We start from the raw sequence: 26985 nt of genomic DNA, 5'->3' as shown, positions 1-26985 counted from the left end.
CAGCGTGATTCGCCTCCCCGAAAGGAGCTTCAAATGCATCCTGCAAAGCCGCACCAGAGCAATGTGGTCACCCGTAAGCTCGCCGTGGTGATCGCTGGTTTGACCGCTGCTGCGGCCGGTTGCTCGGCAGACGTCGGCGACGGTAGCACCGAGGCAGTCGGCACCAATCAGTTGGGATTTGACGACTTCGAGCGGACCGTCTTCCGCGAGGCTGACACTGGCATCTACATTGTTAACGGGGACACGCCTGTCGTAGATATCAAGCATCTGCGCGAGTTCTGGGAGACGCATGTGCGCGATGGTGCGCTGATCGTCAACCAGTCCGGGGGCAGCGATATTGTCTGGACGACGGAGCAGCGGCGCAATCTCACCTACTGCGTGAGCACGAGATTCGGGGGCAACTACGAGTCCGTCGTCGCCGCGATGGCGTCGGCCGTGGAGGCGTGGGAGGAGGTCGCGGACGTCGACTTCATCCACGTGGAGTCTGCCGACTCGAACTGCACGTCGAGCACCAGCAGCGTCCTGTTCGACGTGAACCCCGTGAACGCGGGCGGCCAGTACCTGGCGCGCGCCTTCTTCCCCGGCCAGTCGCGGTCGTCGCGGAACGTCCTGATCGACAGGACCGCTCACAACAGCGCCCAGCCCGATCTCACGGGCATCCTCCGCCACGAGCTGGGTCACACCCTCGGCTTCCGCCACGAGCACACCCGTCCTGAGTCGGGCGCCTGCTTCGAGGACAACAACTGGCGCGCCCTCACCTCGTACGACGGAGCGTCCGTCATGCACTATCCCCAGTGCAACGGCACCGGCGACAGGACGCTCAACCTCACGGCGAAGGACATCGCAGGCGTTCAATCGCTCTACGGCGCTCCCGAAGGAGGCGGAGGCGGAGGCGGCGGCGGTGGCGGCGGAGGCGGCGGCGGCGGCGGTGGCGGCGGGGTGCCGACCAGCGAGACGTTCAGCGGCCGCGTCGCCCGGGGCGCGTTCGACGCGGTCGGGCCCGCCGACGGGATCGAGGTCGTGCCCGGGACGACCCTCACCGTGGCCATGACCGGGACCGGAGACCCCGATCTCTACGTGAAATTCGGCGACGCGCCGACGGCGCGCTCGTTCGATTGCCGGCCGTACCTCAGCGACGCGAACGAGACCTGCACGCTCGAGGTGCCGGAAGGCGAGACGAGGGCCTTCATCAAGGTGCACGGCTACACGGCGGCGAACTACCAGATCGAGGTGAGCTACTCCGCGCCGGGGGCGCCGGACGCGCCGGAAGGCGGCGGCACCGAGACGTCCACGAGCTTCGAGGGCAGCATCTCGCGGCGCGAGACGGCATCCCACGGGCCGATCGCGGTCGTCCCGGGCACGACCTTCCGGGCCGTGATGAGCGGCACCGGGGATCCCGATCTCTACGTGCGGTTCGGCGAGCAGCCGACGCTGAGCGCCTACGACTGCCGCCCGTACCTCGACGGCGCGGACGAGACGTGCGAGCTGACGGTCCCCGACGGCGCGTCGGAGGCCTTCCTCCTCGTGCAGGGATACTCGGACAGCACGTACACGGTGAACGTCGACTACACGACCCCGTGAAGCGGCGGAGAGGATCCGGGAGGTAACGGCGATCCGTCTCGCGGAGAGACACCGAGGACAGCGGGCGCTCGTCCTCGGTGCCTTGCGCGATCGCGGCGTGAGCGCGGCCCCGGATCGCCCGCGGGCGGGCTCACCCGGAGCGCCAGGGAGCGGCGGCGGCGCTCCCCCCCGCCTCGCAGGCCGTCGTCGACGCGGCGGCGCCGAGCGGGAGGGAGGTGATGAACTCGTCATCTGCCGACAGCGCCGCGTCGCCGAGCACCACGAACGTGTCGTGGCCGTCCTCGATGACCAGCTGATCGCTCAGGACGGCGTGGCTCTCGGCGGTCCCCTCGTCGAACATGCGGACGCTCGGCGCCGCGAGCGCCGCGCGCCGGGCGACCCACGCCGCGACCGGCGTCACGATCGAGCCCACCGGCGCATAGATGGTGGCCTCTCCGGTCGGGATCCGGACGAAGCCGGACGCGCGGCCGGCCCGGCGGAGCAGCGCTGCGCCGTGCTGCGGATCGAGGATCATCCGCTTCACCACGCCGGCGGCGTCGCCGAGCGAGACGTCGGCGTAGACGAGGCGGCCCGAGGGGTCGAGCTCGGCATACTCGCGGAGAACGCCGCCGGCCGGGAGCGCGCCCCCCGCCGCGGTCCCGTGGCCGGCGTCGGCGGGCGTCAGGCGGGTCTCGCTCGAGAGCGTCTCCGACCCATCCGGCCGGATCGCCCGCTCGACCCGGCTCTGCGCGCCGGCGCTGCCGAAGAACGTGTAAACCTTCGTCTCGGCCCGCTCGATCGATTCGCCCGGGAGGCAGGCCGCTGCCCCTCGAGCGACCCGATCCCCGACCGAGCTTGTCGCGCCGTCGCTACAGCCCACGAGCTGGCTGCCCGTGAGCGCGACCGCGAACAAAAGGGAGGTGCGTGTGCTCATACCCACTGTTCGCCGCAGCCTCCTGTTTATTTCATGCTCGCTCCGTTTTTCGCGGCTGCCGGTTCCGGGCGGACGGAGCGCGCGGCGAAAGCGTGCGGCGCGCGGCGAAAGCATGCGACGCGTGACAAGAGCGCGCGGCGAGCGGCAAGAGTTCGGCGAGCGGCAAGAGCGCGGTGGCGGCGCGTGGGGGAGCGCGGCGCGGCGCGCGGCGAAGGCCTGTGGGGAAGCGCGCGGCAGGGGCGCCGCGAACGCGCGTGGGCTCGCGGCGCAGGGGAAATTCGCGATGAAAGCGCGGCGCGCGGGTCGCCGATGAGGCCCTGCGGCGCGGGCTCGCCTGCGAGGAAATCGACCTCTGCGCCCCGGTGAATGGTAGGCTGCAGGCCCGGATCCCTCCCGGACGCCGCCGCTCGCCCATGCCGAACGAGACCCCTCACGCCCATCGCTCCCTCCGGCTGCTGGCCGCGCTGCTCGTGGAGCTCGTCGCGCTCGCCGGCTGCGTTGGAGAGCCCTTTCAGATCGGTTACGGCTCCGGGACCGGAGGAGGGACCGGCGGAAGCGGCGGGAGCGAGCCGATGGGCGGCGGCGGGAGCGAGCCGATGGGCGGCGGCGGCGCCGGGGGAGGGACCGGCGGAGGGCCGCCCATCGTCGAGGTGACGTGGCCGGACTCGCCGACGAGACGCTGCTCCGACGGAACGACCGTGCTCGAGGCGTGCCCGGCACCGTCGGAGCCCTTCTTCGGACAGGACGGCAACTACGAGATCGCCGTTCCCTCGTACTCAGAAGACGACGGCACCGTGAACGACTCGGTGACCGGGCTCACGTGGGAAAAGGTGACGGAGAGCGGGACGTTCACGCTGCAGGGCGCGCTCCAGCACTGCGAGACGCTCAGCGCCGATCAGGTCGGCGGCATCGCGAAGTGGCGCCTGCCAACGCGGCGCGAGCTCGTCTCCATCCTGGATTTCGGCCACGCCACGGCGTTTCCGGACATCTTCTTCACGAGCACCCAGGACAGCTTCTACTGGTCCGCGACCGACGTCGCCGACGACGACAGCTTCGCGTGGGGCGTGCTCGCCGCCGACGCGTCCGTGGGGTTCTTCCAGAAGGACATGTCCGGCGCGCGAGCGCTGTGCGTCGGGGGCGAGGGCGGGATGGAGCCGCCCGATCTGTCGTTCGGCGAGGAGTGGGTGCTCGATGGGCGGACGGGGCTCGTCTGGCAGCGCCACGCCTCCCTGACCCGCTTCATCTGGAACGGCGCGCTCGCCCACTGCGAGGAGCTCACGCTGGCCGGCAAGGGCGACTGGCGGCTGCCGAGCGCGAAGGAGCTGCTCTCGATCGTCGACGATCGACGTACCGGGCCGGCGATCGACCCGGAGGCCTTCCCGGGGGCGCCGTCCGACGTCTTCTGGTCGTCGACGCCCGCCATCGGCAGCGCCGACAAGGCGATCCTCGTCAACTTCACGAACGGCACATCGCAGGACCACTCGGTCCGCGATCGGCGGCTCACGCGCTGCGTCCGCTCCGACAGGTGAGCGCCGCCCGAGCCGCGCGCTCCCTGCCGTGATGCCCGCCGCTCCCGAGCCGCGGACCGGGCTGACCCGCCGTCCGCCGCGGCTCAGCCGCCGGGCTTGACGAACTTCAGGACGAAGCGGTCGCTCATGCCGCGCTTGTCGCCCGCCACCATGGGCGAGGCGTTCCAGTCGCGCGTGTCGCCGGGCGTCCGGAGGAAGCTCGCCTCGGCCGCGAGCCGGAAGCCGGCCTGCTCGATCTCCTGCCGCACGACCTTCTCCTCGATCCGGTGGAGCGTCTTCACCTCGGTGACGCCCGTCGCGTCGCGCCCCGCGTGATCGATGATCGCGTACACGCCGCCGGGCTTGAGCGCGCGGAAGATGGCGCGGTTCATCGCGGCCCGGTCCACCTCCATCCACACGGCGTCGTGATAGAAGAGGACGAGGAACACGGCGTCGAGATCCCGCGCCTCGGGCGGCAACGGGTCGTCGAGCTCGCGGTCGACCCGGACCACCGGCTTCATCACGGGCTTCTTGAGCCGCTCGCTCCACGGCTTCTCGGCGAAGCGCTCGAGGACGAAGCGGTTGTTCTGCCCGTAGACGGCCCCGCTCGGGCCGACCGCCCGCGAGAGGAGCTCGGCCGTGTACCCGCCCCCGGCCATGAGCTCCGCGACCTTCATCCCCGGCTGAATGCCGAAGAAGGCGAGCGTCTCCGCGGGCTTCCGGCCAGCGTCGAGCGCCTTGTCGGCATCCGCGCGGTCGGCGGCCTCCACGACGGCGCGCAGGGCCGCGGGCACCTCGACCGAGGTGACCTGGGACGGCGCGGAGGCGGCAGCGTCGGTCGGGGCGGGGGCCGTCGCGGTCGGCGCCGCATCGGGCGAGGCGGCCGGCGCGGCGGGAGGAGCGGACGGCGCCGCAGGAGGCGCGGAGGCGCACCCGGTGAACGCGGCGAGGGCGAAGGCGAGGAGGGCGCGATGACGTTGCACGCCGCGCTGCTAGCCGAGCGGGCTGAGCGCCGCAAGCGGCTCGGGCTGCGGGCGGTCGGCGAGCGGCTGAGCGCCGCAAGCGGCTCGGGCTTCGGGCGGTCAGCGCAGGGTGGCTGCGGGCGTCGCGTCCGTGGGGGCGCCCGCGGCGGGCGTCGCGCCTGCGGCGGGCGTCGCGCCTGCGGCGGGCGTCGCACCCGCGGCGGGCGTCGCGCCCGTGGAGGCGCCCGCCGCGGGCGCTGCCTCGGCCGTGGAGCTCGCCGGCGGCGTCGCCCTTCGCAGGGGCAGGAGCGCCGCGTGCACCGCGGGGGCGAGCCGCGGCTGCGCCACGGCCGCGGCGCGCTGCGCGGCCGCGCTCAGCCGGCCCTCGCCGACGCGCACGCTGGCGACGGCGATCCCGGCCAGCGCGGCGCAGGCGATCGCCGCCGCGAGCAGGCGCTGCCGCGTCGCCCCGGCCGCCGGGAGGGCCGCGCTCGGCACCGACGCCGGCCGGAGCTCGTCCCGCGGCCGCTGCGAGGGGATCCCCGGCCTCACGGACGGGGCTAGGAGCGGATCGAGCGAGCTCTCGTCGCCGGAGGCCGGCGCCACCGCGTGGAATCCGCCGCTCAGCGGGGCGCTCGACGGCTCCGGCAGCGCCGCGCCGTTCGCGTCGAGCGGCTCGGCGTCGCCGCCGAGCGCCTGCGACGGACCGCTGAGCCGCCGCGTCACGCGCAGGGTGAAGGGGCTGTCCTCGTCGGCGCGCGCCAGCTCGCCCCCTTCCAGGTCGTCGTCGCCGTCCGGGCGCTCGGACGCGGGGTGGCCCGCCGGGCGCGGCTCGGACGGCTCCTTCAGCGCCGCGCCCACGAGCGCCGCGAGATCCTCCGGCGCGCCGATCTCGTGGCCGGCCTCGCGGAGCGCCTCGATGGCCTCCAGCATGGCGCGCGCGTCGGGGAAGCGGTCCTCCCGTCGGGGCGCGAGCGCGCGCGCGAGGAGCGCCTCGAGGGCGGGGCTCACCTCGGGGCGCAGCTCGCTCGCCCGCAGCATCTGCCCCTCGCGCGCCGCGGCCATGCGCGTGGCGGCGCTGGTCCCGGAGAACGGCCGCGTGCCGGTGAGCATCTGGAAGAGCACCACCCCGAGCGCGAACAGGTCGGCGCGGGCGTCGACCCGCTCCCCGTCGAACTGCTCGGGCGGCATGTAGGTCGGCTTTCCGACGAGATCGCGCCTGGCCGCGTCGCCCGCCTCGCCCCGCGTGGCGATCGCCACGCCGAAGTCCGCGATCTTCACCGCGCCGGCCAGCGAGATGAGCACGTTCCCCGGGCTCACGTCGCGGTGCACCATCAGCCGCCCCTCGGCGGCCGAGCGCTCGTGCGCATAGCCGAGCCCCTTGAGCACCTCGGACGCGACGAAGAGCGCGACCGGCACCGGGACAGACTCCCCGCGCGCCCAGATCCATCGGCAGAGCCGGCCGAGGTCCGTTCCGGACACGAGCTCGAGCACGAGGTAGAAGTCGCCCGCCTCGTCGACGCCGAAGTCGAGCACCTCATCGATGTTGGGGTGCTTGAGGCGGGTCATCATGCTCGCCTCGGCGATGAAGAGCTGCTTGAGATCGTCGCTGCCGGCGTGCATCGGGACGATTCGCTTGATGGCGACCGGGATCTCCTCGCCATCCGGCCCGAGCGCGGCCGCGCGGAACACCTCGCCCATCCCGCCGCGCGCCACCCGCGGTCCGATGGCGTAACGCCCCAGCACAGACCCCCTCGATGGCACGCTCTCCACGGTGCCCGACTGTAAATGGCACCGAGGGGCCGGGTAAAGGGGCGACCGCGCTCGACCATCCTGGATGCCGGGGTCGATTGCACAAATCGACTCGCGGCGTTCCCGCGCGGCCGAAGCCCGGCTGTCACGAGGCGGCGCGGCGGCACGTCCACGACGAATCCACGGCTGCCCGGTGAGCTCGCGCAGGGCCGACGTGCGCCGCGGGGCGCGGTGGATGTCGCTGGATCTGCGCCGGTCTGGTACAAGTCCGCTCAGGACATGATGCACGCTGCCCTGAACGATTCGACTCCGGTTGTCTTCATCACCGGCGCTTCCGCTGGCTTCGGCGCGGCGATCGCCCGTCGCTTCGCGGGCCTGGGCGCTCGGCTGATCCTGGCGGCGCGCCGTTACGAGCGCCTGGAGGCGCTCGCGGCCGAGCTCACGGGCGGCGGGGCGGGCTCGTCGCCCGGGGGTGGCCGGGCGGCCGCGGTCCACCTCGTCCGGCTGGACGTCCGGGATCGGGGCGCGGTGGATCGGGCGATCGCGGAGCTCCCGCCGGAGCTGTCCGAGGTGTCGGTGCTGGTCAACAACGCGGGCGGCGCGCTCGGCCTCTCGCCCGCGCACGCGGCGGATCTCGAGGACTGGGAGCAGATGGTCGACACGAACATCAAGGGGCTGCTCTACTGCACGCGGGCGCTCCTGCCCGGGATGGTGGCGCGCGACCGGGGGCACATCATCAACATCGGCTCGGTGGCCGCCGAGACGCCGTATCCCGGGAGCAACGTCTACGGCGCGTGCAAGGCGTTCGTCGCGCAGTTCTCGCTGAACCTGCGCGCGGATCTCCTCGGCAGCCGGGTGCGCGTCACCGACATCGAGCCCGGCATGGCCGAGACGGAGTTCTCGGTGGTGCGCTTCAAGGGCGACGAGGAGAGGGCCGCCTCCGTGTACCAGGGGGTGAAGCCGCTCTCGGCCGAGGACGTGGCCGAGGCCGTGGTCTGGTGCGCGACGCTCCCGGAGCATGTCAACGTGAACCGGCTGGAGCTGATGCCCGTCATGCAGGCGTTCGCCGGCTTCGCCGTGAAGAGGGGGTAGAGCGGCGCTCGCCCGCTTCGGATACGCGCCCATCTCGGCGTTTTCGGTGCTCGGCGTACCGGAGTACGCCTGTGCGCCGAAAACGCCGATCTGGACCCGTCTCCTGTGCGGGCGAGCGCCGCTCTACCCGCGTTGACCCAGGGAGTAGGGGATTCCTCAAGGACGGGGAGAGAGCTCCGAGATCGCTTGTCTCGGTGACTTGGCGGTTCAATCTCGTCTCGCTCCGGTGCCTCACGCCTGGTGGAGCAAGATCTGGAGGAGCCCGAGCGCCGCGCGCCTGCGCTTGCCGTCGACGGCCTCCGTCGCGCCGACGCACAGCGGGCAGCCGGTCTGGTCGCAGCCGCACCCCGCGATGAGCTGCCGCGTGCGCGCGAGGAGCTCATCGCGCTGCTCGTAGATGCGCTCGGACAGGCCGACGCCGCCGGGCACGTTGTCGAACAGGAACAACGTCGGATCGAAGACCCCGGCCCGCTCGCCGTCGGGCGGGACGTCCGGCGCCCGCGCCTCGCTCCCGTCCTCGAGCGTCTGGCCGATGTCCCGCGGATCGCACATGAGCGAGAGCGTCGCGACCGTCTCCAGCGCCCGCGCGATGCCGCGCAGGCCGTCGATCGCGGTCGCGCGGCCGAGGCCGAGCTCCTCGCAGAGCGCCTCGGGCACCGTGAGCCAGAACGAGGTCGTGTGCATCTGGATGTCGGGCAGCCGCACGTCGCCATACCCCGTGTTCTCGTGCGTGTAGAACTTGATCTTCTTGTACCCAACCACCTTCTCCACGATGCTCACCTCGCCGAACGCGGCGGTCGCCCGGCCGAGCGGGGCGTTCGCGCTCTCGTCGAGGATGCTCACCTTTCGATGGGTGAGCGCGGTCGTGAAATAGTCGGGGACCACCTTCGTCACGAACGCCTTGTGGTTCTCGTAGTCGAGCCGCTCGACCTGATACTGCTCGCCGTCGTGCTGGTAGATGGCCTGTTCGTGCAGCATCGTGGGCGCGGCGCGCCAGTCGAGCTCCGCGAGCGTCTTGCCGAGCGCCTTGTCGATGATGACGAAGTTGTCCCAGCCCACCGAGCGCAGGCTCACGTGGTTCGCCGGATAGGCGTCGGTCGCCCAGTGAAAGCGATCGTTCGACTCGTGGACGACCCCGTTGTCCTGGAGGAAGCGGAGCGCCGCGACGGTGTCGTCCGCCGGCATCGCCGCGTAGGACTCCCCCTTGAGGAACGGCAGCTCGAACGCCGCGCACTTGAGGTGCTGCACCAGGATCTCGGTGTTCTGCGGATCGATCCGGGCCGACTCGGCCCCGCGCTCGAGCAGGTAGCTCGGGTTCCTCGCGAGGTACTGGTCGAGCGCCGCGCTCGTCGCGCACAGGACGGCGATGCTCGTCTTGCCGCGCCGGCCCGCGCGGCCGAAGCGCTGCCACGTCTCCGCGACCGACCCGGGATAGCCGGCGCAGATCACCGCGTCGAGCTCGCCGATGTCGATGCCGAGCTCGAGCGCGTTCGTGGCCACGACGCAGAGGATCTCGCCCTCGCGGAGCCCCCGCTCGACCCGGCGGCGCGTCTCCGGGAGGTAGCCGCCGCGGTACGCCATGATCGCGTCCTCCGCCCCGATCTCCTTGCCGACGCCCTCGCGCAGGTACTTCAGCATGATCTCGACCGAGTTGCGCGACTGGCCGAACACGAGCGTCGGCACGCGGGCCCGCGCGAGATCCCCGGCGAGGCGGACCGCGCTCTTCAGGGTGCTGGCGCGCACCCCGAGCTCCGCGTTCACGACGGGCGGGTTGTATAAGAAGAAGCGCCGCGGCCCGCGCGGGGCGCCCGACTCGTCGATGAGCTCGAGCTCGTCCTCGGCGATGCCCAGGAGGCGCGCGGCGTGCGCCCGCGGGTTGCCGATGGTCGCCGTCGCGCAGAGGAACGTCGGGCTCGAGCCGTGGAAGGCGGCGACGCGGCGCAGCCGGGCGAGCACGTGGGCGACGTGCGAGCCGAACACGCCGCGGTAGGTGTGGAGCTCGTCGAGCACGACGTAGCGCAGGCGCTGGAACGTCCGCGCCCAGTGCGCGTGGTGCGGCAGGATCCCCGCGTGCAGCATGTCGGGGTTGGTCATGACGATGGGGCTGCGCTCGCGCGCCGCCCGCCGCGCGTCGCCCGGCGTGTCCCCGTCGTAGACGATGGCCGGGATCGTGAGCCCCGCCTCGCGGATGAGCGCGTGCAGCCCGGCCTCCTGGTCCCGGGCGAGCGCCTTGGTCGGGTACAGGTAGATCGCGCTGCCGCCCTGGCCCGACGCGGCGCCCTCCGCCAGGGCGTCGAGCACCGGGAGGTGGAAGCAGAGGCTCTTGCCGCTCGCCGTGGGCGTCGCGACGACCACGTGCCGCCCGGCCTGCGCGGCCTCCGCCGCGCCGCGCGCCGCGCGGGCCGCCGCGAAGGCCCGGGCCTGGTGGTCGTAGAGCCGCGAGATGCCGCGCCGCTCCAGGGCGCCGCGCAGCGCCGGCGAGAGCGCCTCGGGCATCGGCGCGGTGCGCGCCTCGGCCGGCGGCAGCTCGCGATCCGCGGTGAAACAAGGGCGAACGTAGCCCGACGCGAGCCACGACGCGATGACGGTCTCGACGCCGGTCTCGATCTTCCAGGGGGGCGACGGCATGACGCCGGCATACTAAACAGATGCGCCGTGTCGCTCAACCGGATCGGGCGCAGGTGGGCGCGATGGGGAGATCTGTGGGAAGCTGCCGCACCCGATCCGGGCGGGCGGCGCGCCGGATCGGCGCGGGGGAGGGCGACGGCGGGCAGGGCAGGCGCGCGTACAGGGGAGCGGGGAGCGCTCGTGTCCTCGAGCGAGCTCGGAGCTCGGCGGCCCTGCCGCCGTGGAGGCGCTGCTCGCGAGGCGCGGGGCGGCGCCGGCGAATGGCTCGTTTGCGCGCAACGGTTGGGAAGCGCGGATACGGCGCGTGAGCCGACGTCTCAGCGCGCTCGGCGATCCTGCTGCACCGACGGACGCCGGGCGGCGCGCCGCGCGGGGGCGCTCAGGCAGAGCCCCACCGCGGGCAGGCCTGGTGTGCTGGTTGCCTGGGGAAGAGCCGACCGGCGACGGAGATCCGGCGTCGAGGTCCACATCGCTCTTTGACCCGCCAGCTCCGGCGATCGCTCGTCCGGGGCCGGCCACGAGGTGTCGCACATGAGAAAGGCAGTGATCCTGACGCTCCTCGGCGCGTCGGCGGCGGGGTGCGCCGCGCGCGCGGCGACGTTCGGCGAGCGGGTCGTCGCCTCGGAGGCGATGATCCGGGCCGCCGAGGAGTCCGGCGCCGACGAGGTCCCGCTGGCGGACGTCCACCTGCGCCTCGCCAGGGAGCAGGTGGAGCGAGCGAGGCGGCTGTCGGCCGAGGGCGTGGCCGATCGGGCGCGGCGCATGCTCCTGCGCGCGCAGGCGGACGCGGAGCTCGCCATGGCCCTCGCGCGCGAGGCGCGGGCCCAGGCGCGCGCGCGAGAGGCGGTCGGCGAGGTCGGATCCATCCAGGAGCGGCTCCGGTAGGGGCTCGCGGGAGGAGGCGCGGAACCATGCGATGCAACCCGAGGATGGCGGCCACGACGGTGGCCATGCTGCTCCTCGGCGGCCTCTTGGGGTGCGCGAGCGCCCCGCTGCCGCCGAAGGAGCTCATCAGCGCGCGGGAGAGCTACGCGCGCGCCCGAGCGGGCGCGGCGGCGGAGCTCGCGGCCGCGGACCTGGAGGGCGCCGGCGAGGTGCTGGAGCGCGCGGAGCGCGCGTTCGCCGCGGGGAGGGAGGTCGCCGAGGCGAGGGATCTCGCGTACCTCGCGGATCGTCGGGCGCAGCTGGCCGACGCGCTCGGGCGCACGGCGGCCGCGGAGCGGCAGCGGGGCGCGGCCCTCCAAGCGTACGCCGAGGTGCAGCTCGCGCTGCGGAGGAAGCGGGCGCCGCCGGGCGACGCGGCAGAGCCGTTCGAGCCGGGCACGCCGCCGAAGCCGCAGACGGCGCCCGCCCGGGCGCGCGCCCCGGAGCGCTCGCTGACGATCCTGAACGGGCGGTGAACCGCGTCCGCCGCGCGGCGCCCTGCCCGGCTCCGGGCCGTTTGCTCCGCGCGGCGCCATCGCGTAGAAGCGAGGGTGATGTCCTCTGGCGCACCGCAGGCGTCGCCCGCTGCACTCCTCCCGGACGAGCTCCCCCGAGGCGAGCGCGCCTCGCTCGCCTTCCTGGCCGTCGTGTCGCTCGTCTCGTGCGCCGCCGATCTGGCGACGAAGGCGTGGGCGCACGCGCGGCTCGCCGGGTTCGACCCGAAGCGGTCGGGCCCGAAGATCTTCACGGTCATCCCGGACCACCTGGATTTCATCTTCGCGCAGAACCCGGGCGGCGCCTGGAGCTTCCTCCGCAGCCTCCCGGACGGCCTGCGGCGGCCGTTCTTCCTGTTCGTCTCCGCCGCGGCGATCGTCTTCATCGTCTCGATCTACCGCCGCGTGCACAGGAACCAGGCCGCGATGAAGTGGGGGCTGGCGCTGGCGCTCGGCGGCGCGATGGGCAACCTGGTCGACCGGATCCGCTACGGCTGGGTCATCGACTTCATCGACGTGTACGTGATCCGCGGCGGTCAGGAGTTTCACTGGCCGACGTTCAACGTCGCCGACATCGCCATCGTCGCCGGCGTCATCCTCATGTCCACGGACATGATCGCCTCCGCCCGCAACGCGAGCGCTCCCTCCTCGGATCCGAGCGGCGCGGCCGGCAGCCCGGCGGGCGGCGACGCCGCCCCTCCGCTATCGACGGAAGCGCCTCCGCCCGCCCCGCCGGCCGGCTGAAGGGCCGAAGCCGCCGACGCGGCGCGTGGCGTGCGGCGCAGCGCGTGGCGCGCGGCGACAGCGCGGCTGCGCGCACACGCCCGACGGGCACGGCATGGCGACGCGCGAGACGGGCGCGGGCGCACGGGGGCAGACGGGCGAGACGGCGCGCCCGGAGGGAAGCCTTTGCCGGAGAGCTCGGTTTGTCGTAGAGGAACGCGCTCCGCATGACTGAAGACGCCACGCCGCGAGATGCTGCCGTGAAGACCGAGGGTGCCGATGCGGAGCCGGACCGCGCCGCGCCCGTGAAGGCGCCCGAAGGCGCGCCCCTGGCCGCCGGCGAGCGCGACCCCGAGGGGCGCGGCCCGTCGCTGGAGGAGGACGCCGACGACGTCGTCGCGCCGGCGAAGCCCACCTACCGGCCGTCGTACGTGTTCCTGCTCGTCGTGTCGGCCGTCACGCTGGCCGCCGATCTCGGCACGAAGTGGTGGGCCAAGGACCGGCTGGAGCCGCGGGCGCTCGCGGACCTCGCCGAGGCGCCCCGGCCGCTCGCGCTCCGGAAGATCGAGGTCATCAAGGACCACCTGAACCTGATCTTCGCGAAGAACCACGGCGGGGCCTGGGGCATCCTGGGCGACGAGAGCGAGGCGATCCGCCGTCCGTTCTTCCTCCTTGTCTCGCTCGCCGCGATCGTCTTCATCGTCTCGCTGTACCGCAAGCTCCACCCTTCGCAGATCGCGCTCAGGTGGGGGCTGCCACTGGTGCTCGGCGGCGCGCTCGGGAACCTCGTCGATCGGATCCGTTACGGGTACGTCATCGACTTCATCCAGGTGCGGTTCACGCCGACGTTCGTGTGGCCGACGTTCAACGTGGCCGACATCGCGATCGTCGTGGGCGTCGGGCTGATGGCGATCGACATGTTCTCCCCTCAGCGCCCCGAGCTCGCGAGGAAGCCCTCCGGGGCGACCGGGGCGAAGGCGTCGGCGGGCTGACCATGCGGCCCGAGCTGTTCCGCCTGCTCGACGTCGCGTTCCCCGCCTACTTCCTGCTGCTGCTGACCGGCTTCCTCTTCGCGACTGCGATCGGCGCCCTGTGGGCGCGGCGCATCGGCGAGGATCCGGACGTGATCGTCGACCTGGGGCTCGCCTGCCTCCTGGCCGGCGTCGTCGGCGGCCGGCTCCTCCACGTCATCGCCGACGGATACTTCTGGGATTACGTGCACCTGTGCACCGATCCGTCGCTGGTCGACTGGAAGGTCGAGCAGGCGCTGTGCGAGCCGCGGTACCACGGCGTCTGGGACGCCGCGAAGGGGGTCTGCCACCCGACCGAGCGCGATTGCCTCGCGTGGGCGAAGTTCTGGGCGGGCGGCCTGACGTACTACGGCGGCTTCATCGGCGCGTCGGCGATGGCGTACTGGCTGCTGAAGCGCGATCGGTTCCCGTTCTGGAAGGCGGCGGACATGGCGGGCTTCGCCGTCCCGCTGGGCCTCGGGTTCGGGCGGATGGGCTGCCTGCTCGCCGGCTGCTGCTTCGGCCAGCGCACCGACGGGGCGCTCGGGCTCTCGTTCCCGCCGAACAGCCCCGCGAGCGAGGCGCAGTTCAAGCTGCACGAGCTCGCGAGCGCGCGGCTGCCGTCGCACCCCGTGCACCCGACGCAGATCTACGAGTCGGCCATGTCGTTCGCCATCGCGGCGATCTGCCTGCTCTACGTGCACGGGCGGAAGCGGTACGACGGGCAGGTCTTCGCGACGTTCCTCGGCCTCTACGCGCTCGGGCGCTTCACGCTCGAGTTCGCGCGCGCCGACGACCGCGGCGGCCTCCTCGGCCTGTCCACGTCGCAGCTCATCGGGGTCGCGGTGATCGGCGCCGCGATCGCGATCCACGTGGCGCGGAGCCGGAAGACGGCGCCCCCGGCGATCGCGCCCGCGGCCTGAGCCGCGGCCCTGACGGCGCGCGGCATGCGCCGCCCGCCGACCCGTTCGTCACCCTGGGACACCGACGAGGCGCGGAGGCGGGGCTGCCTGCGATGTCCGCGCCGCGCCCGACGTCACCCCTCGGAGACTTCCTTCTGCTTGCGCTTCTTGTACGCGGCGCGCTGGTCGTCCGTCGGCGGCTTGCCGAAGACGTACGCGAGCCCGATCGAGAGCACGTAGAGGAGGCACATCGGCACGGCCATGACGAGCTGGCTGGTGATGTCCGGCGGCGTCAGGATGGCCGCAAGGACGAAGGCGGCGAACACGAACCAGCGGCCGAACAGGATGAGCTGCAGGTAGTTGACGATGCCCGCGATCGAGAGAAACAGCACGATGAGCGGGATCTCGAAGATGATCCCGAAGCCGAGCAGGAGCTGGGCAACGAAGTCCAGGTAGTCGCCCATCATCACCGTCGGCGTGATCGTCACCCCGCCGCCGTCGAGCGTGCCGGCCATGCTGAGGAAGTAGCCGAAGGAGATCGGGAAGGCCGCGCGCCAGCCGAACAGGCCGCCGCCCACGAACAGGATCGTCGAGAACAGGACGAACGGGATGACGTACCGCTTCTCGCGGGCGTAGAGGCCCGGCGCGACGAACGCCCACAGCTGGTAGAAGATGAACGGCGAGGCCAGCGCCGCGCCGCCGATCATCGACAGCTTGAAGTAAGCGACGAACGCGGCCGCGGGCGCGCCGAAGTGGAGCGAGGGGTTGCCCGGCAGGTTCTGCTCCCGCCACGCATCCACGAACGGGATGGTCAGGTAGTGCAGGAGCTTCTCGCGCACCTCCCACCCGGCGATGCAGGCCGCAAAGAAGACGAGGATGCTCCGGACGAGCCGCTTCCGCAACTCGTCGAGGTGCTCCCAGAACGACATCGGCTTGTCTTCGTTGGGGTCGTCCTCCGCGCCGCTGGACGCGCCGGCCGCCCCCGGGGAACCGCTCTTCGCCGCCGCCTGCTCCTGGCTCATGACGCCGCTCCGTTCCCCGTCGCTGCGGTCTCCTGCGCCGCCGCGGTCTCCTGTGCCGCCGCGGTCTCCTGCGCCGCCGCGGACCCTGCCGTGCTCGCCGCGCCCTGCGGCGCTGCCGCGGCCGCCGGCGCCGCCGTGCTCGCCGCGCCTTCCGCGCCCGCAGCGCCGCTCGCAGCGGCGCCTCCGCCCTCCGCCGGCGCAGCGGCGGCTTCGCCCTCCGCCGCGTCCGCCGGCTTGGGCGCTTCGTCGATCTCGGCGCCGTAGGCGTCGCAGCCGAGGACCGGGTACTCGCGCTCGCGGAGCGGCGGCACGTTCTGCGGCGGCGGCGGCACGTCCGGCGGCGGCGGGGGCTCGGGCTCCGGCGGCCTCACGCGCGGCGTCGCCGAGACGACCGTGCCGATGGTGCCGGCGTCGATGACGGGCTTCACCAGCGTCTCGATCACGTTGACCCGCGAGAGCGCGCGGAGCTCGCGGAGCTCGCGCTCCAGGCCCTCCTGGCGGATCAGGTCGTCGATGCCGCTCTGCGTCCGGAGCTCGGTGGTCATGCGGCGGATCTTGGCGATCCAGCTCCCCGCCGTCCGCATCATCGCGGGCAACCGTCGTGGGCCGACCACGATGATGCCCACGATGACGAGCACCATTACCTCGCCGAAGCTGAAGCCGAACACGGGCGCAAGCTAGCGCGCGCGGGAGCGGGGATCCATAGCGACCCTCACGCCGGCCGCGGCGGCGCGTTCGGCCCGACGGCGGCAGCCTCCGCCGCCGCGCCGGGCCGGGGGGACGCCCGGCGGCCGCCTGGCCGCTGCGCCTCCGCCGGAGGCCGCGCGAGCTGCCCGCACGCCGCGCCGACGTCGCCGCCGCCCGAGTAGCGCACGATCGAGCCGACGCCGGCGGCGGAGAGGACCGCGCGGAACGCATCGAGCCGCGCCGAGCGCGCGAACGGATCGGCCGGCGCGGCGCCGCCCTCGGCGCCGCCGGGCGAGGGCAGGGGACCGTCGGCCGCGCCGATCGCGTTGTAGGGGATGAGGCTGAGCCGAGGAGAGATGCCGTGCTCCGCGGCGAAGCCGCGGGCGAGCGCGGCCAGGCTCGCGGCGTCCTCGTCCGCGTCGTTCTGGCCCGCGAGCAGCGTGTACGCCCACATCGGCGCGTGCCCGGTCGCGCGCGCGTGCTCGCCCACGGCGGCGAGGACCTCGTCGAGCGGGTGCGCGCCGTCGATCGGCATGAGGTGGCGCCGCCTGCCGGGCCGGACCGAGCCGAGCGAGAGGCCGAGCCGCACGCCCGGGACCTCGGCCGCGAGCCGCCGGATCCCCGACGGGAGCCCCGCCGTGCACACCGTGATGTTGCGCATGTCGATCGCCTGGGCGCTCGGCTCCGAGAGCACCCGGATCGCCTGGATGACGCGATCGGCGTTGGCGAGCGGCTCGCCCATGCCCTGGAACAGCACGCCGTGCACGCGCGCGCCGCCGCCCACGGTGGCGCCGAGATCCCGGCGGATGAGCCGCACCTGCTCGACGATCTCCCAGGCCTCCAGGTTGCGCGCGAGGCCCATGCGCCCCGTGGCGCAGAAGGCGCAGGCGAGCGCGCAGCCGACCTGCGAGCTCACGCACGCCGAGTACCGCCCCGGCCGCTCGAGCGGGATGCGCACCGACTCGATCGTCGCGCCGTCCTCCAGACGGAACGCGTACTTCACGAACGGATCCTCGGCGCTCGCGCGCCGCTCCACGAGCGCGAGCGTCCTGATCTCGCCCGCCGAGCGCGCGGCCTCGAGCGCGGCGCGCCGGACGGTCGCGGGCGCGCGCGCGGGCAGCTCCCCGAGGCGGTGCGCCAGCGAGACGATGCGGCGCGCGTCGGTGAGGTCGATGCCGCACGCGCCGGCGAGCTCCTCCGGCAGCACGGCCTGGAGGGCGAGGCGAGGGCGACGTTCGTCCGAGCTGCTTCGAGGGCGGAGATCCACGGCGGATACCGACTAGCGCGCCAGGGCGGCCCAGTCTACGGTCGCCCGCGCATGCTTCGCCCGATCCGCTGGATGCGGCGCGGGTTCGCGCCCCTCGTCGCGGCGGGGCTCGCCCTCGCGCCGGCCGGCGCCGCGCGGGCGTCGCCGGAGGACGTGCTCGGCTTCGGCGCGCGCGCGAGCGCGATGGGCGCGACCGGCGCCGCGATCGCGGAGGGCTACGAGGCCGTCTACGCGAACCCGGCGCTCCTGTCGCTGTCGCGCGAGCGCCGGCTCACCCTGGGGCTCGAGGGCGCGATCTTCGACCTCCGCGCGGGCGGCCGGCGGCTCTCGTACGCGCCGCTGCGCGGCAGCCTGATCGGCGCCACGGTGCCGATCCCGTTCGGCGGCGCGCTCGCGGATCGCGTGACGATCGGCCTCGGCTTCTTCGCGCCGTTCGACGTGGTGGTCCGCGGGCGGATCCTCTACCCGGAGACGCCGCAGTTCCCGGTCGCGGACCGGACCCAGTCGGTCGCGGCGCAGGCGGCGCTCGGCGCGTCGCTCGGCCACGGCGTCCGGGTGGGCGCCGGCTTCGCCGCGCTGGCGGCGCTGTCCGGCTCGGTGACGGTGGCGACCGACGCGTCCGGCCGCGTGGGCACGCTGGTCGAGGACACCCTCGTCGCGAGCTACGGGCCGATCCTCGGCGCGAGCTACGACATCGGCGCGTACCGCGTCGGGGCCACGTTCCGCGGCGAGCTCGCCGGGCGCTTCGACGTCGTCATCCACGCCGAGGATCTCGGGGGGATCGCCGTGCCGCCGCTCCACATCGCGGGGATCGCGCAGTACGATCCGGCGCAGGTCGCGCTCGAGGTGGCGCGCGTGGAGGGCCCCTGGAAGGTGGCGATCGGCGCGACGTACAAGCGCTGGTCGGCGTACCCCGGCCCGGTCGAGGCGACGGTGCGCTGCCCGGACGTCGACCCCGCCACGGGCGAACCGTTCGCCGGCCCGTGCGGGGCGCCGGCGCCCGCGGCTCCGGGGTACTCGGACACGGTCGTGCCGCGCGTCGGCGTGGAGCGCAGCCTCGCGCTGCGGCCGGGGGCCACGGCGCACGCGCGCGGCGGCGCGTACCTCGAGCCGTCGCCGGCGCCCGAGCAGACGGGCGCGTCGAACCTCTACGACAACGCGCGCGTCGCGCTCTCGCTCGGCTACGGGCTCGCGCTCGCCGCGCCGCTGCCTCGGCTCTCGCTGGACCTGTTCGGGGAGGTGCAGCTGCTCCTGCCGCGCGCGCACCAGAAGCGCGGCGCGCCGGCCGCGGGCGGCGGGGCGGGCGGCGCCGGCGCGGTGCGCACGGGGGGCGTCCTGGTCGCGGGCGGGACGACGCTCGGGGTGGCGTTCTGATGCGCCGGCCCGCGTGCGCCGCCGCGCTGCTGGCCGCGCTGGCCGCCGGGCGAGCGCGCGCGCACGCGCCCGACGCGTACGGGTTCGGCTCGCGCGGCGCCTCGATGGGCGGCGCGCTCGCGGCGGACGCGACAGATTTCTCGGCGAGCTACTACAACCCGGCGGGCCTCGCCGGCGCGACGGGGCTCGGCCTCTCGATCGGCTACAGCCACGCGTCGAACGGCCTGCGCGCGAACGGCCGCGACAGCGGCGCGCGCGATGTCCACGGGCTGTCGGGCGGCCTCGTCGCGCCGGGCGAGGTGCTCGGCGTCCCATTCGCGTTCGGGCTGGCGACGTTCCTGCCGGACGACGGGCTGTCGCGGATCAAGGCGATCCGCCAGGAGACGCCGCGCTGGGAGCTCTACGACGACCGGCTCTCGATCCTGTTCCTCGCCGCGAACATCGCGGTGCGCCCGTTCCCGTTCCTGGAGCTCGGCGGCGGCGTCGCCTTCCTCGCCTCGACGCGGGGCCGCTTCTCGGTGACGGGCCGCGCCGACGCGCTGTCGCCCTACGACTCCGCGCTCCGCCACGAGGTGGACGCGGATCTCACGTCGATCCGCTACCCGCAGCTCGGCGCCCGGGTGCGCGCCGGGGATCTCGGCTTCGTCGGGCTCGTCTACCGCGGGGAGGCGAAGCTCCCGCTGTCGATCGACGCGCGGCTGCAGGGGGTCGTCGACTTCGCGGGCATCGAGGTGCCGCTCCTCTACGAGCTCGAGTCGCGCACGGTCGACGCGTTCCTGCCGCAGCAGGTCGTCGTGGGGGCGAGCTTCCAGCGGATCCGGGGCCTGCGGGTGAACCTCGACGTCACGTGGGTGAACTGGTCGGCCTACGAGAGCCCGGTGGCGAGGGCGCGCGCGCACCTCGAGGCGTCGCCGCCCCCGGAGGTGCCGCTCGATCTGCCCGACGATCCGAGGCCCACGTCCGTGGTGCCGCTCCGGTTCGAGGATCGGCTCGTGCCGCGGCTGGGCGTCGAGTACGTGATCGCCGCGGCGGGGAGCCCGCGCGAGGCGGCCGGGCAGGGCGCGCAGGGCGGCGCGCGGCCCGCGATCGAGATCCCGATCCGCGCGGGCTACGTCTACGAGCGCTCGCCGGTCCCGCCGCAGCGGGGGGTGACGAACTACATCGACGCAGATCGGCACACGCTCTCGCTGGGGGCGGGCGTGGTCTTGAATCGGCCTCTGCCGGAGCTGCCGGGCTCGCTCCGGATCGATGTGCACGGGCAGCTGTCCGTGCTGCCGGAAGTGGTGGTGGAGAAGGACAATCCGGCCGATTTCGTCGGGGATTACAGAGCGGACGGCACGATGGTGAACCTTGGAGCGACGGTGACGGCTGCGTTCTGATCCCGTGAACGAGGTGAATCGCGCGGGAATCGCCGGTGGCCGCGGCACTCGATGGTTCTCCGCCGGAACGTCGATTCACCACCTGCGGGGTCGTGCAACTTTGACATCCGGACCGTTTTGCTTTTCATATTTTTTTATGCAAGCGGACTTTCCTGCCAATCCGATCGAAAAGCCCGGCTATCTGCTCGAGTTTCATGACGAGTTTTCCGGCTCGTCGCTGGACGAGAGCAAGTGGATTCCGTGTCATCTGCTATCGACCGATCGGCGGCTATCGCTGAGCGGCCCCCCCCGGGGCGACGAACACCCTCCCCGCGGGCCGGACAGCTCGGCGGCTTCCCCGCGAAGCCACCACCATCGCCGCGCGCTTGACGCGAGCTCCAGTCCTTGCAAGACGACCTCATGCCAACGGATGCACCTTCTTCCGCATCAGGCGAAGCACCCCGCTTCGATCTGAAGGGTCAGGTAGCGCTCGTCACCGGGGCCGCCCGCGGACTCGGGAACGCATGCGCGCTCGCCCTCGCGCACGCCGGCGCGGACGTCGCCCTTGGCCTGCGCGAGATCGGCTCAGCGGGGGAGCTCGCCGAGGCCATACGCGCCCTCGGCCGACGCGCGCTCCCGCTGCAAATGGACGTGACGCGCACGTCGGAGATCAGGAGCGCGGTGGCCGAAGCGATCCGCCATTTCGGTCGCATCGACATCCTCGTCAACAACGCCGGGGTCGGCCCGCCGAACCCCGCAGAAGACGTGACCGAAGAGGACTTCGATCTCACCGTCGCGGTGAACCTCAAGGGCACGTTCTTCGTGAGCCAGGAGGTCGGGCGGACGATGATCAAGAACCGCGGCGGCAAGATCGTGAACCTGAGCTCGCAGGCGGGGTTCGTCGGTCTACCGACCGAGTCGGTCTACTGCATGACCAAGGCAGGGATCGCGCACCTGACCAAATGCCTCGCGGTCGAGTGGGCCAGGTACGGCATCAACGTGAACGCGGTCGCCCCGACGTTCATCCGGACGCCGGGCACCGTCAAATGGCTCAAAGACGAGGCGTTTCGAGACGATCTCCTGTCGAGGATCCCCCTCGGGCGCGTCGGCGAGCCCGTCGACGTGGCGGGCGCCGTCGTCTTCCTCGCGTCGCCCGCCGCGTCGCTCATCACCGGGACCACCCTCCTCATCGACGGCGGCTTCACCGCCCGGTGACTATCTCCCTCGAACCGACTCCACGTGGGCATCTGCGCCTGGATGGCCTCGGCCAGCGCGGGCAGGGGAGGAGCCGTCCGCCCTCGCAGGCCGCTCCCTGCGGGGATGCACTATGGTTGATTGGTGCTCCAGGATCCGACCCGCATGCCCATCCATGAACCTCGGGGGCCACGCAGGCCTGCACCACGCCTCGGCCCGCGCTTGCCGATGCTGCTCCTCCTCCCTCGAGCGCTCGCCCTCTGCGCGGTTCCGTGGCCGCTCGGTTCCTGCGCAACGCTCCCTTCGGAGGAGGCTGACGAGGGCAGCGTGCCGAACGCGCTCGCCGGGCCGTTCCGGGAGATCGACCAGGAAGAGCTCGGCAACTCCAGGGCGGCCCCGCACGTCATGAACGACGACGAGCGCTTCGCGCGCGACGCCTCGGTGATCGATCTCGACGGCGATCCCTCGACGCCCGCGGCCGCCGGCTTCTTCGCCGCCACGCTCCGCCCCGAGGACGCCCCGCCGGATCCACGCGCCCCGCCGAACGCGATCGTCCGCTACGAGGCCGCGGACGGCCGCTCGTTCGGGCGATCGCCGGTGACGGTCCTCGCGCCGGAGCTGCCCTGGGAAGGCGGCACGGTGGCGGCCCCTTCGGCGCTCCTCGTGGGCGGCGAGATCTGGCTCTACTACGCGGCGGAGGGCGGCATCGGCCTCGCCCGCAGCGAAGGCGGCGTCGCCTTCGCGCGCGAGCCGGCGCCCGTGCTCGCGCCGACCGCGCACGGCGACGGCGGCTGGGAGCGCGGCGCCATTCCCGGCAGCCCCGGCGTGGTCCGCCTGCCCGACGGCTCGCTCCGGATGTTCTACGTCGTCGCGGGCGAGGGGGGCGCGTCCTTCGTGGGCGAGGCGCGCAGCGACGACGGCCTCGCCTGGGAGCGCGTCGGCGACGGCCCCGCGCTCGCGCCGGCGCCCCTGCCGGCCGCCGGCGCGAGCGCGGGCGAGGACGAGCCCTTCGACAGCGCCGCCGTCTTCGACCCCGCGCCGGTGCTCGCCGTCTCCGCCACGGGCCGCCCGAGCCTGCGCGTCTACTACGCCGGCCGCGACAGCGCAGGCCGCTCCGCGATCGGCCTCGCGGCCCGCTTCGGTCACGACGGGCCGCTCCAGCGCGCGGCGGCGCCGGTGTTCGGCGCGTCCTCCGCGCTCGCGCCGCGCGCGCCCTGGGTGGCCGCCCATCCCGGGTTCTCGCTGCTGTTCGTCACGCAGGCGGCGGGGACGCGCGAAGGCGAGGACCACCCCGCGGTCGCCGCCGGCGTCGCGCCGGCCGACGCGTCGCTCCCGCCGCCCGCGCCGTGAGCGCGCCCGGATCGCCCGCCCGGCGCGCCGCCCCGGCCGCCCGCGCCGGCGGCCCAGCGCGCCGCCGTTGACGCCGCGGGCACCGGCACCACGACCTCCGCGTCGACGCCATCGATCGACGTCATCGATCGACGCAATTGCCAGCGCGCCGGCCGATCGAGCTCGCGCTCGACGAGGCCCACGGAGGAATCATGTCCATCGCCAGAGTGGGTGAGCCCGCCCCCGCGTTCACGCTCCCCGTGTTCGATCCCGCCGCCCCGAACCGCCACGATCTCACGGTCTCCCTGTCGGATCACAGCGGCCGGTGGCTCCTCTTCTTCTTCTATCCGATGGACTTCACCTTCGTCTGTCCGACCGAGATCCTCGCCCTGGCCGATCGGCGCGCCGACTTCGATCAGCTCGGCACGAGCCTCCTCGGCTGCTCGACCGACACGACCTACACCCATCGGGCCTGGGCGATGACGCCCCGGGAGCAGAACGGCATCGCGGGCGTGAACTACCCGATCGCCGCCGACCACTCGGGCGAGGTGGCGCGCAGGTACGGCGTCCTCATCGAGGGCGTCCACGCGGCGCTGCGCGGGCTCTTCATCGTCGATCCCAAGGGCATCCTCCAGTACGCCGTGATCCACTCGCTCAACATCGGCCGCTCGACCGACGAGACCCTCCGCGTGCTCGCGGCGCTCCAGACCGGCGGCCTGTGCCCGTCCGACTGGAAGCCGGGCAAGGACACGATCGAGATCGCGGCGGAGAAGCGCCGTGCTGCCTAGCGGCGCGCCGATGCCCTCGTTCGAGGGCGCGACGCGCTGGCTGCACGGCGAGCCCACGCCCGCCGCGCTCGAGGGCGCGCCGGTGGTCGTGCATTTCTGGGCGGTGTCGTGCTCGCTCTGCAAGGACAACCTGCCCACCCTGCGCGCGTGGAAGGACACATACGGGCCGCGCGGCGTCCGCTTCGTCTCGGTCCACATGCCTCGCCAGGAGTCCGACACGCGCGTCGATGGGGTGGAGGCCGCCGTGGCGGAGAGCGGCATGGACGAGCCGGTCGCCATCGACAACGCGCACGCGATCGGCGACCGCTTCCAGACGGACGGCCTCTGGCCGGCCTACTTCCTGTTCGACGGCGAGGGGAAGCTGCGGGCGCGATCCGCGGGCGCCGCAGGGCTGTCGCACCTGGAGCGCGCGCTCGCGCAGCTCACGGGCGAGGAGGGCGGCTGAGCGACCCGGCCGGCCGCGCGGCGAGCGCCGGCCCGGCGCGGCCCGCGAGGGCGACCCGGCGCTCGATCCAGAGCAGCAGCGGGCAGAAGACGAGCGCGCAGGCGATCGCCAGCGCGGCCACGCCTCCCATGCCGTCGAGGCGCCCGTCCGGGAGCTCGCGGAGCATCCTGGCGGACACGAACGCGGCGAGCGCGGACGCGAGGTGCTGCACCGCCGACTGCATCGAGGCGAAGCGCGCCCGCTCCGAGGGGAGCGGCACCTTCGAGGCGAGCGTGCTGTAGGAGATGTTGCAGATCGTCGTGCCGGTCATGAAGCCGACGAACACCGCGAGCACGGGCAGCCCCGGCACGTACGCGTGGAACCCGGCGTAGAGGACGGCCACGAGCAGCGCCGCGCCGGAGAGGCTCGTGCGGAACGCGCCGAGCCGGTCGAGCAGCGGGCCCGCCGTGCGCATCACGACGAAGCTGAGCGCGCCGCCCGCGAGGTAGAGCAGGCCGAGCCGCTCGCGCGGGTAGCCGAGGTTGTTCTGCACGTAGGCCGAGATGTTCGGGATGATCAGGAACGACGCCATCATCAGGGCCGTGGTCGCCAGGTACGAGCGCGCGACGAGCGGGCGGCCGAGCAGGGCGCGGAGCTCGCGGAGGGCGCTCCCCGGCGCCGCGGCGCCGCCGATGTGGCCGCGCATCGAGGGCAGGAGCGCGGTCGCGAGCCCCGCGACGAGGACCCCGAGCCCGGCGACCGCGAAGAAGGGCGCCTGGAAGCCGCCGCGCCGCGCGAGCTCCAGCCCGGCCGGCACGCCGAGCACCGCGGCGAACGAGTAGGCGCCCATGACGACGCCCATGGCCTTGCCGCGCCGCTCGGGCGGGATGACGTCGGCGACGATCGAGAGGGAGATCGCCGCCGCGGGCCCGCCGAAGGCGCCGGCGAGGACGCGCGCCGCGAGCAGGGTCGAGAGCCCGGTGGCGAGGCCGCCCGCCGCCGTGGCGACGACGAGGCCGAGCATCGCGACCGCGAGCGCGCTGCGCCGGTCGAACCGGTCGAGGAAGAACGCGCCGGCGACGCCCGAGAGCGCCGCGGCCGCGGTGTAGCTGCCGCCGACGAGGCCGAGATCGGACAGCGGGATGCCGAGCGCCGCGGCGAGATCCGGCCCGAGCGGCATGACCATCATGACGTCGAGGAGGTTGACGAACTGGACCGCCGCGACGAGGAGCAGGATCGTCCGCTCGGAGCGCGCGCTAGCCATGATCGCCTCGCGCCCGGCCGTGGGCCGCCTCCCGTGTCGCGACGGCGCCCCGGCCCCCGCGCGGTCCCTCGGCGGCGCTCATGACGCCAGCGTGGCCGCGGCGGGCGCGTCGCAGCCCTCGTCCAGCGCCGCCACGAACGCCTGCTGGTGCCCCTCGAGGGTGGCCGGATCGTAGAGCGACGGGTGCCCGTCGAGCGTGAAGTGGATGTCGTCTCCCCAGCTGGAGAAGGCGAAGGAGAGGTCTTCCACCGGGCCGGAAGCGACGTTGGTCACGGTCGCCTCGAGCTCGGGGCCGAAGTCGAGCGGCGCGTTGAACGGGATGACGTTCACCTCGGGGCCGAACAGGCGCTTGTGATCCATGTCGCGCCAGAGGTGCAGGTAGTGGTACCGCTGGTGGGCGCGCAGGCCGTCGAAGGCGCGCCGCGCGCGCTGCGCGAGCTCCGGGAGGGGGGCGCCCGGATCGACGCGGACGCGGACGGGGATCATGTTCATGGCCATGCACGGCACGTTGAGCGCGGCGCTGCCCATCCGCTGCATCACCGGCACGCCGAGGAGCACGTCGCGCTCCCCGGTCAGGCGCGCGTGGAACGCCGCCACCATGCCGAAGAGCAGGTTGGGCCAGCTGGTCTTGAGCTCGATCGCCCGCTTCTTGAGCTTCGCGCCGAGCCGCGCGGGCAGCGCCGTGCTCGCGCGGTTGCCGCGCAGGAGGCCGAGCTCCTCGAACAGCACCGGCGGCAGATCGAGCCCGTCGTAAACGCGCATGAGCGCCTCGCGGTCCCGCGCGACCTGCGCGGAGCCCTGGTAAGCGACGTCCTCGGCGATCACCGGGGCGAAGCCGGCGAACCGCGGAGAGAGCGGCGCGCCGCCCCCGAGCGCGCGGTAGCGCTCGGCGACCCGGCTCTTGCAGAGCTGGAAGCCGTAGCCGTCGAGGGTGATGTGGTGAGCGCGGAAGACCCAGATGTGGTGATCGGGCGAGAGCCGGTAAATGGTCTGGTCGTAGAGCCGCCCCTCCTGGAGCGAAAAGGGCTCGTCGAGTCGCGCCAGGATCTCGCTGTCGGCCGCGCGCCGCGGGTCGTCCACGCCGGTCAGATCGCGCAGCGCGATCGGGGGCTGCGCCGCCTCCCCGAGGCGCTGGCGGGGCTCGCCGTCCTGCTCGAAGAAGCGGATGTGCAGGGCCTCCGCCTCGCCCTGCATGGCGATGAGCGACTGCCTGAGCCGATCGAGGTCGAGCGGCCCGCGCAGCTCGATGCGCTCCGCCGTGTTGTTGACGGTGCTCTGCGGATCCCTCTCGTGGTCGAGCCACATGGCCGCTTGCGCTTGGGTGAGGGGGTGACTGACGCTCATGGATCCAGGACCTCAGGACGCGGCTTCCACGAAGCGCGCGTGGCTCGTCGTTGTTGTCTTCGCTCCGCGCCGCCGTCCCGTCGTCCCTCGCGGAGGCAGCGCGCGACTGGCGCGTTCGCACGAAGGCCCGAGGGGCGCGCGCGTCGGACGACAGGGCCGACCGGCGTCGCCGCGCCGCCCCGGAGACCGGTCCCGGCGCACGCGCACCGGAGCGGTGAACCGACACCCGGTTGAAGACGTGAACATGAAAGTGAAAGCTGCTTTCAATTAGCTAGAGGATCGGGTAGATCCCGTCAAGCGGATTCGCTCGGGCCGGCGAATGGGCCGGGTTTCGCGGGCTCGCCGTGCGCCGGCCTAGGCGGGCCGCCCTCGGTGGGCGAGCCAGGCGCTCCAGGCGCCGCTTCCGCTGCGAGCGATTTTCCCTTGACTATCCGGCAATTTTCAT

The 26985-nt window shown here is 73.4% G+C and carries 23 protein-coding genes; 14 read left to right on the top strand and 9 right to left on the bottom strand.

What is annotated here, in order from left to right; all coding sequences use genetic code 11:
* Window positions 1-33 precede the first annotated feature (33 nt).
* Window positions 34-1581, top strand: a complete 1548-nt coding sequence (locus WMF20_RS22785; RefSeq protein WP_437616739.1) for a pre-peptidase C-terminal domain-containing protein — start codon at window positions 34-36, stop codon at window positions 1579-1581.
* Between the two features lie 130 nt (window positions 1582-1711).
* Here the strand turns inward: WMF20_RS22785 and WMF20_RS22780 are convergent, their stop codons facing one another.
* Window positions 1712-2494 carry a hypothetical protein gene (locus WMF20_RS22780; RefSeq protein WP_437616738.1) on the bottom strand — a complete coding sequence of 261 codons (783 nt, stop codon included), beginning with the start codon at window positions 2492-2494 and terminating at the stop codon, window positions 1712-1714.
* A gap of 413 nt (window positions 2495-2907) precedes the next feature.
* Between WMF20_RS22780 and WMF20_RS22775 the strand changes: the two genes are divergently transcribed.
* Window positions 2908-4023 (top strand): DUF1566 domain-containing protein, encoded by a 1116-nt coding sequence (locus tag WMF20_RS22775; protein ID WP_437616737.1) that lies wholly within the window; start codon window positions 2908-2910, stop codon window positions 4021-4023.
* A gap of 83 nt (window positions 4024-4106) precedes the next feature.
* Here the strand turns inward: WMF20_RS22775 and WMF20_RS22770 are convergent, their stop codons facing one another.
* Both WMF20_RS22770 and WMF20_RS22765 read right to left on the bottom strand, forming a co-directional pair.
* Window positions 4107-4985, bottom strand: a complete 879-nt coding sequence (locus WMF20_RS22770; RefSeq protein ID WP_437616736.1) for a class I SAM-dependent methyltransferase — start codon at window positions 4983-4985, stop codon at window positions 4107-4109.
* 99 nt (window positions 4986-5084) lie between these two features.
* The gene (locus WMF20_RS22765) at window positions 5085-6710 is read right to left on the bottom strand and encodes a serine/threonine protein kinase (RefSeq protein ID WP_437616735.1); all 1626 of its coding nucleotides are present in this window, start codon (window positions 6708-6710) and stop codon (window positions 5085-5087) included.
* A gap of 285 nt (window positions 6711-6995) precedes the next feature.
* Between WMF20_RS22765 and WMF20_RS22760 the strand changes: the two genes are divergently transcribed.
* Window positions 6996-7808, top strand: coding sequence for an SDR family oxidoreductase (locus WMF20_RS22760; protein ID WP_437616734.1), 813 nt, complete (start codon window positions 6996-6998; stop codon window positions 7806-7808).
* Between the two features lie 231 nt (window positions 7809-8039).
* Here WMF20_RS22760 and WMF20_RS22755 read toward each other — a convergent pair whose 3' ends face one another.
* Complete coding sequence (locus WMF20_RS22755; RefSeq protein WP_437616733.1) at window positions 8040-10436, bottom strand: DEAD/DEAH box helicase; 2397 nt, start codon at window positions 10434-10436, stop codon at window positions 8040-8042.
* Between the two features lie 531 nt (window positions 10437-10967).
* Between WMF20_RS22755 and WMF20_RS22750 the strand changes: the two genes are divergently transcribed.
* The 5 genes from WMF20_RS22750 (at window position 10968) to WMF20_RS22730 (ending at window position 14510) form a co-directional block, all read left to right on the top strand.
* Complete coding sequence (locus WMF20_RS22750) at window positions 10968-11321, top strand: DUF4398 domain-containing protein (protein WP_437616732.1); 354 nt, start codon at window positions 10968-10970, stop codon at window positions 11319-11321.
* Between the two features lie 26 nt (window positions 11322-11347).
* Window positions 11348-11836 carry a DUF4398 domain-containing protein gene (locus WMF20_RS22745; RefSeq protein ID WP_437616731.1) on the top strand — a complete coding sequence of 163 codons (489 nt, stop codon included), beginning with the start codon at window positions 11348-11350 and terminating at the stop codon, window positions 11834-11836.
* A 78-nt stretch (window positions 11837-11914) separates the two neighbouring features.
* On the top strand, window positions 11915-12598 hold the full coding sequence (gene lspA / locus WMF20_RS22740; RefSeq protein ID WP_437616730.1) for a signal peptidase II: 684 nt from the start codon (window positions 11915-11917) through the stop codon (window positions 12596-12598).
* A 206-nt stretch (window positions 12599-12804) separates the two neighbouring features.
* Window positions 12805-13569 (top strand): signal peptidase II, encoded by a 765-nt coding sequence (gene lspA / locus WMF20_RS22735; RefSeq protein ID WP_129576322.1) that lies wholly within the window; start codon window positions 12805-12807, stop codon window positions 13567-13569.
* A gap of 2 nt (window positions 13570-13571) precedes the next feature.
* Window positions 13572-14510 (top strand): prolipoprotein diacylglyceryl transferase, encoded by a 939-nt coding sequence (locus tag WMF20_RS22730; protein ID WP_129576321.1) that lies wholly within the window; start codon window positions 13572-13574, stop codon window positions 14508-14510.
* A gap of 113 nt (window positions 14511-14623) precedes the next feature.
* On the opposite strand, the gene tatC is transcribed toward WMF20_RS22730, so the two are convergent.
* Genes tatC through rlmN form a run of 3 tightly spaced genes read right to left on the bottom strand, consistent with a single transcriptional unit; the run spans window position 14624 to window position 17465 of the window.
* Entirely contained in the window at window positions 14624-15511 is an 888-nt protein-coding gene (tatC, locus tag WMF20_RS22725; RefSeq protein WP_129576320.1) for a twin-arginine translocase subunit TatC, read from the bottom strand.
* Window positions 15508-16179 carry a Sec-independent protein translocase protein TatB gene (gene tatB, locus WMF20_RS22720; RefSeq protein ID WP_129576319.1) on the bottom strand — a complete coding sequence of 224 codons (672 nt, stop codon included), beginning with the start codon at window positions 16177-16179 and terminating at the stop codon, window positions 15508-15510. The genes tatC and tatB overlap by 4 nt, the downstream gene beginning before the upstream one ends.
* A 44-nt stretch (window positions 16180-16223) precedes the next feature.
* A complete protein-coding gene (rlmN, locus tag WMF20_RS22715) occupies window positions 16224-17465 on the bottom strand; it encodes a 23S rRNA (adenine(2503)-C(2))-methyltransferase RlmN (RefSeq protein ID WP_272829078.1) in 1242 nt (413 codons plus the stop codon).
* Between the two features lie 51 nt (window positions 17466-17516).
* Between rlmN and WMF20_RS22710 the strand changes: the two genes are divergently transcribed.
* From WMF20_RS22710 to WMF20_RS22685, 6 genes are all read left to right on the top strand, one after another.
* Window positions 17517-18839, top strand: a complete 1323-nt coding sequence (locus WMF20_RS22710) for an OmpP1/FadL family transporter (RefSeq protein WP_437616729.1) — start codon at window positions 17517-17519, stop codon at window positions 18837-18839.
* Entirely contained in the window at window positions 18839-20218 is a 1380-nt protein-coding gene (locus tag WMF20_RS22705; RefSeq protein WP_437616728.1) for an OmpP1/FadL family transporter, read from the top strand. Before WMF20_RS22710 ends, WMF20_RS22705 begins: the two co-directional genes overlap by 1 nt.
* A 399-nt stretch (window positions 20219-20617) precedes the next feature.
* Entirely contained in the window at window positions 20618-21412 is a 795-nt protein-coding gene (locus WMF20_RS22700) for an SDR family NAD(P)-dependent oxidoreductase (protein ID WP_437616727.1), read from the top strand.
* Window positions 21413-21718: 306 nt separating this feature from the next.
* Window positions 21719-22741, top strand: coding sequence for a hypothetical protein (locus WMF20_RS22695; RefSeq protein WP_437616726.1), 1023 nt, complete (start codon window positions 21719-21721; stop codon window positions 22739-22741).
* Window positions 22742-22932: 191 nt separating this feature from the next.
* A complete protein-coding gene (locus WMF20_RS22690; RefSeq protein ID WP_129576314.1) occupies window positions 22933-23508 on the top strand; it encodes a peroxiredoxin in 576 nt (191 codons plus the stop codon).
* Complete coding sequence (locus tag WMF20_RS22685) at window positions 23498-23953, top strand: TlpA family protein disulfide reductase (RefSeq protein WP_437616725.1); 456 nt, start codon at window positions 23498-23500, stop codon at window positions 23951-23953. Before WMF20_RS22690 ends, WMF20_RS22685 begins: the two co-directional genes overlap by 11 nt.
* Here the strand turns inward: WMF20_RS22685 and WMF20_RS22680 are convergent.
* On the bottom strand, window positions 23931-25196 hold the full coding sequence (locus tag WMF20_RS22680) for an MFS transporter (RefSeq protein WP_437616724.1): 1266 nt from the start codon (window positions 25194-25196) through the stop codon (window positions 23931-23933). The two genes, WMF20_RS22685 and WMF20_RS22680, sit on opposite strands and share 23 nt — an antisense overlap.
* 78 nt (window positions 25197-25274) lie before the next feature.
* Window positions 25275-26540 carry a condensation domain-containing protein gene (locus WMF20_RS22675; protein ID WP_437616723.1) on the bottom strand — a complete coding sequence of 422 codons (1266 nt, stop codon included), beginning with the start codon at window positions 26538-26540 and terminating at the stop codon, window positions 25275-25277.
* Between the last annotated feature and the right edge of the window lie 445 nt (window positions 26541-26985).

Origin of the sequence: Sorangium sp. So ce834 (assembly GCF_051521425.1) — a bacterium.
Taxonomy (GTDB): Bacteria; Myxococcota_A; Polyangia; order Polyangiales; family Polyangiaceae; genus Sorangium; species Sorangium cellulosum_D.
The sequence above is the reverse complement of the archived record's forward strand: the minus strand, read 5'-3'. Positions and strand labels throughout refer to the sequence as shown.